At 64.2% G+C, this 525-nt stretch carries 1 protein-coding gene; it reads left to right on the top strand.

Translation table 11 applies throughout. From position 1 onward, the window contains the following. A partial coding sequence (locus tag FIV38_RS29910; RefSeq protein WP_236301100.1) for a DUF6531 domain-containing protein occupies positions 1-525 on the top strand: 525 nt, incomplete at both ends.

The raw sequence follows: 525 nt of genomic DNA, 5'->3' as shown, positions 1-525 counted from the left end.
TGTTCGACATCCTCAAGCGTTTTACGGCGGCGGTGGATCGCTACAAGGCGGTGGCCGTGCGCGGCGTCGTCGGCGGCTTACAAAAAGGTGGCCTGCAGATGCACTGGGGGGCGCGGCGCAATACCACGCTCAAGCAAATTGAAGCGGTGGACGACGCGCCCTCCTCCGCGAAAAACCCCAACGGCGCGGCCAGCGCCAGTGCCGACAAAACCGCGACCCATGGCTGCCCGGTGTCCATGGTCACTGGCGAAGAACTGCTGACCCTGACCGATGGCGAGTTGCAGGGCGTGCTGCCGTTTGCCTGGACGCGGCTGTATCGCACCAGTGCCGTGGAGGTGGATAGCGGGTTGGGATTTGGCTGGAGCCATTCCCTGGCCCAGCGGCTGGTGGTGGTCGGTGAGTCGGTGGTGTGGACCGATCACGAGAACCGCAGCACCACCTTTCCCCTGCCCACGGCTGCCCGACCAGCCATCAGCAATAGCCTGGCTGAAGCAGCGATTTATCTGGGTGCAGCGTCGGATGAGT

Origin of the sequence: Pseudomonas proteolytica (genome assembly GCF_007858275.1) — a bacterium.
Taxonomy (GTDB): Bacteria; Pseudomonadota; Gammaproteobacteria; order Pseudomonadales; family Pseudomonadaceae; genus Aquipseudomonas; species Aquipseudomonas proteolytica.
Note: the sequence above shows the minus strand (reverse complement) of the source record. Positions and strands in the feature narration are given on the sequence as shown.